Below are 3,987 nucleotides of genomic sequence, written 5' to 3'. Positions count from 1 at the left end.
GGCGCATTGGCGACGCCTGCTTGCATCAGCAGGGCTTTCTCAATTTGGCGGTCGCCACCGGTTAGAATCGCCTGAGCACTGGGGCGTAACTTCCCGCTTTGCTCGCATTGGTGCAAGATATCAGCGGGGATATGCTCAAATTCCGCGGTAATAATATCTGCGCCAGCGATGGCCGCATTGAGGCCGTGCCCCAGTGGTTGCAGCGTCAGTGGGTGAATAATGTCGCCACTACGCACATCATAGGCGCTGACGATAAGATTGAGCGGCGCGCCGGCCAAGGCCATCATCCGAGCCAGTTGTCCCGCGCCTAACACCAGAATATTCATGGCCTTAGCCTTGTGGGTTGGGTTGAGCGAGAACGGCCTCAGTTTGCGCTTGGCGAAACGCATCCACTTTTGCCATCAAATCAGGGTCGGCCGTTGCGAGAATTTGTGCCGCAAGGAGGCCTGCATTCGCGGCGCCTGCGTCACCAATGGCGAGCGTGCCCACAGCCACACCTTTGGGCATTTGAGCAATAGAAAGCAACGAGTCCATTCCCTTTAATGCTTTTGACTGGACCGGAACGCCGAGCACCGGCAGGCTGGTGTGTGCGGCGGTCATCCCAGGCAGATGGGCGGCACCACCGGCGCCAGCAATAATCACTTTAATCCCGCGCTCGGCCGCTTGTTGGGCGTAGTCGGCAAGTAACTGTGGTGTGCGATGGGCAGAGACAATACGGGTTTCGTAAGGGATGGCAAAGTGATCCAACATAGCCGCTGCATGTGTCATGGTAGGCCAATCGGATTGCGAGCCCATGATGATACCGACAGTCATAATACGTCCTTCTTGATGACAAGCGTGAATAAGATAAGCTGAGCGTGACGCGAATTATACCCAGATTTCATCGCAAGGAAAACGTTTGCGTCAGCGGTGGGGGATGAAATTCCGTCAAGATCCCAGTGCGTGGATCAGGTAAAGTAAGCACATGGTCTCAGTAACAAAGGATGTGAGCGTGGCACACGGTCAGTCGACAATTGATAAGCAAGCCGTGAAGGCTTTTTTCCTCCAACTTCAAGATGATATTTGCCAACAGCTTGCGCAAGAAGATGGTCAAGCGCGTTTTATTGAAGATGCGTGGGAGCGTGAGAAAGGGGGCGGTGGCCGCAGTCGCGTCCTGCGTCAGGGTCAAGTATTTGAGCAAGCGGGAGTGAACTTCTCGCACGTATTTGGCGATCAAATGCCTGCCTCGGCGACCGCGCACCGTCCAGAGCTTGCCGGGCGCTGTTTTGAGGCCATGGGGGTGTCGTTAGTGATCCATCCTCATAACCCGTACGTGCCGACCTCGCACGCAAACGTGCGGTTTTTCATTGCCGAAAAAGAAGGTGCAGATCCTGTGTGGTGGTTTGGCGGCGGCTTTGATCTCACACCTTTCTATCCGTTCGAGGAAGACTGCCAGCACTGGCATCAGACCGCCAAAGCCTTATGTGCGCCCTTTGGTGATAGCGTGTACGCTGATCACAAAGCATGGTGCGATCGCTATTTTTATCTGCCCCACCGTGATGAAACCCGTGGCGTCGGCGGGCTTTTCTTTGATGATTTGAACCAATGGCCATTCGAACAGTGCTTTGCCTACACCCAAGCGGTTGGAAAAGGCTTTATCGATGCCTACCTGCCGATAGTGCAGCGCCGCAAAGCCACGCCTTATGGTGAGCGAGAACGCGATTTTCAGCTTTATCGCCGCGGACGCTATGTCGAGTTTAACTTGGTGTATGACAGAGGCACGCTATTTGGCTTACAAAGTGGTGGGCGTACCGAATCTATTCTGATGTCGATGCCGCCGATGGCGCGCTGGGAATATAATTGGTCACCTGATGACGATGCACCGGAAGCGAGACTTTATCGCGACTACCTTAAACCGAGGGAGTGGTAACGGATGACCGAACGTTATTGCGTGGTAGGCCACCCGATTGGCCATAGTAAGTCGCCGCAGATCCACGCCGCATTTGCGACGCAAACCCAACAAGACATCGACTATCAAGCCATTGAGGCGCCGCTTGAAGGCTTTGTGACCACCATGCAGGCGTTTTTTGCGCAAGGAGGGCGCGGCGCCAATGTGACCGTACCTTTTAAACAGCAAGCGTATGAATGGGCTGATACACTGACAGAGCGTGCCCGCCGCGCCGGTGCCGTGAATACGCTGGTTAAGCAAAGCGATGGTTCCCTACTGGGTGATAATACGGACGGGGCAGGTTTGGTAACTGACTTACACTACCACCATGTGGCACTGTGCGATAAGCGCATTATGGTTGTGGGAGCAGGCGGTGCAGCAAGGGGTGTGTTGCTTCCTTTACTGGAGCAAGAGCCAGCATTGCTGATGATAGTGAATCGCACCGAGCAAAAAGCCCAGCAATTAGCCGCTGCATTTGGTGAGGCCGGACCGATCGCCAGTCATGCCGTGGATAAACCCATGGCGGCGCCCGTTGATGTGATCATTAATGCGACCTCGGCGAGCTTACATCAAAGCCATCCCCCTCTCCCGCAAGGAGCGATTGGTCCAGCGACCACTGTCTATGACATGGTGTATCAAGCTGGCTGTACAACCAGCAACCAATGGGCGCAACGCCAAGGAGCAGGGCGATGTTTAGACGGCTTGGGCATGCTGGTGGAACAAGCGGCGGAAAGCTTTGCTATATGGCGTGGCTGTCGGCCACAAACCGAACGTGTGCGCGAGCAGCTAAGAGAGGCACTTAGTCGATGAATCAATCCCTTATTCTGGCTGCGGACGAAGCGCAGGTCGATACCGCAAAGGCGCGTGTTTGTTTCTACGGCCAACTTAATGGTGCGTTGTTAACATGCGCTGCCCGCTTTACCACCTTATCTGCGCTCGCCGGCTGTGCGGTAGACTCGGATAATGCGCAGGCGATTGTCGAACAGGTTTGGTTTGATATTGAAGAGCAAATGGAAGCGGCCATCGAATCAGAAGCGTTTGAACCCGATGGCAGCTTGGTGATCTAGTGCTCGCAGCGGTAGATGTCTTTAGTGTCGACATAGTTTTGCGCTGAGCGTGCAAAATAGGCGCGCTCTTTATCAGTGAGGGGGCGAACCTGTTTGACCGGTGAGCCAACATACAGGTAGCCGCTCTCTAAGCGTTTCCCGGGCGGGACTAAACTGCCAGCGCCAATTAGCACTTCATCTTCAATCACAGCGTCGTCAAGAATAATCGTCCCCATTCCCACTAGAACTCGGTTGCCAATCCGGCAGCCATGTAACATGACCTTGTGGCCGATTGTCACTTCTTCGCCAATGATCAGCGGGTAACCTTGTGGGTTTTCGGCATTTTTATGGGTGACATGAAGGACGGAGCCATCTTGCACATTGGTCCTTGCGCCAATCTGGATATGGTTCACGTCACCACGTGCCGCAACCAGCGGCCAAATACTCACATCATCGCCTAGCGTAATATCGCCAGCCAATACACTGGATTCATCAATATAGACGCGTTCGCCCAGCTGAGGCGTCATGCCTTTATAAGCGCGCAGCTGTTTTGCCATCACAAATCCCTCTTTATATTGCTATACAATGTCAGATAACGCTGACTTTGGTACCAGTTTTACACCCTAGCGAGCAAAAAAACAGCGAATGACAGTTTTTTTCTAAAAAACCACTAAAAAGGGGTTGCCAATCTGATCAGCTTCCCTATAATGCGCCTCCATCGACACGGCACACAGGGCAAGCGCTCAGCGGCCATGTCGGGGCAAAAAATCAAATAAAAATAAACGCTTGACGTCAGTTTTTAAATGATTAAGATAACCCACCTACTTAACGCCGACAACGCGTTAGGGGAGTCAAAAAGAGGTTTTGTTTTCGCCGGTTGGCATCAACAAAAAGATAAAATTTCTTCTTGACTTCATCGGCAAGGCGAGTAATATACGCAGCCCTGACCGAGCGAAGCAACGCTTCGCAAGTCAACGCTCTTTAACAATTTGACCTATGCAATCTGTGTGGGCA

5 protein-coding genes and 1 pseudogene are annotated in these 3,987 nt (G+C 53.1%); 3 read left to right on the top strand and 3 right to left on the bottom strand.

Translation table 11 applies throughout. The features are described from left to right. Both BZJ17_RS17540 and purE read right to left on the bottom strand, forming a co-directional pair. Nucleotides 1-326, bottom strand: a pseudogene (locus tag BZJ17_RS17540) (5-(carboxyamino)imidazole ribonucleotide synthase); the annotation flags it as partial. Nucleotides 327-330: 4 nt separating this feature from the next. Then, entirely contained in the window at nucleotides 331-813 is a 483-nt protein-coding gene (gene purE, locus BZJ17_RS16280; protein ID WP_069362358.1) for a 5-(carboxyamino)imidazole ribonucleotide mutase, read from the bottom strand. Nucleotides 814-991: 178 nt separating this feature from the next. Between purE and hemF the strand changes: the two genes are divergently transcribed. From hemF to BZJ17_RS16265, 3 genes are read left to right on the top strand one after another with little or no spacing between them, the layout of a single operon-like run. Next, nucleotides 992-1,909 (top strand): oxygen-dependent coproporphyrinogen oxidase, encoded by a 918-nt coding sequence (gene hemF / locus BZJ17_RS16275; protein ID WP_241836833.1) that lies wholly within the window; start codon nucleotides 992-994, stop codon nucleotides 1,907-1,909. Nucleotides 1,910-1,912: 3 nt separating this feature from the next. Next, complete coding sequence (gene aroE / locus BZJ17_RS16270) at nucleotides 1,913-2,737, top strand: shikimate dehydrogenase (RefSeq protein ID WP_077641434.1); 825 nt, start codon at nucleotides 1,913-1,915, stop codon at nucleotides 2,735-2,737. Next, nucleotides 2,734-2,994, top strand: a complete 261-nt coding sequence (locus BZJ17_RS16265; protein WP_077641433.1) for a DUF1488 family protein — start codon at nucleotides 2,734-2,736, stop codon at nucleotides 2,992-2,994. Before aroE ends, BZJ17_RS16265 begins: the two co-directional genes overlap by 4 nt. Here the strand turns inward: BZJ17_RS16265 and BZJ17_RS16260 are convergent. After that, complete coding sequence (locus tag BZJ17_RS16260; RefSeq protein WP_021022715.1) at nucleotides 2,991-3,530, bottom strand: gamma carbonic anhydrase family protein; 540 nt, start codon at nucleotides 3,528-3,530, stop codon at nucleotides 2,991-2,993. The genes BZJ17_RS16265 and BZJ17_RS16260 overlap by 4 nt on opposite strands. Between the last annotated feature and the right edge of the window lie 457 nt (nucleotides 3,531-3,987).

The organism is Salinivibrio sp. IB574, assembly GCF_001996205.1.
Lineage (GTDB): Bacteria > Pseudomonadota > Gammaproteobacteria > Enterobacterales > Vibrionaceae > Salinivibrio > Salinivibrio proteolyticus.
The sequence above is the reverse complement of the archived record's forward strand: the minus strand, read 5'-3'. Positions and strand labels throughout refer to the sequence as shown.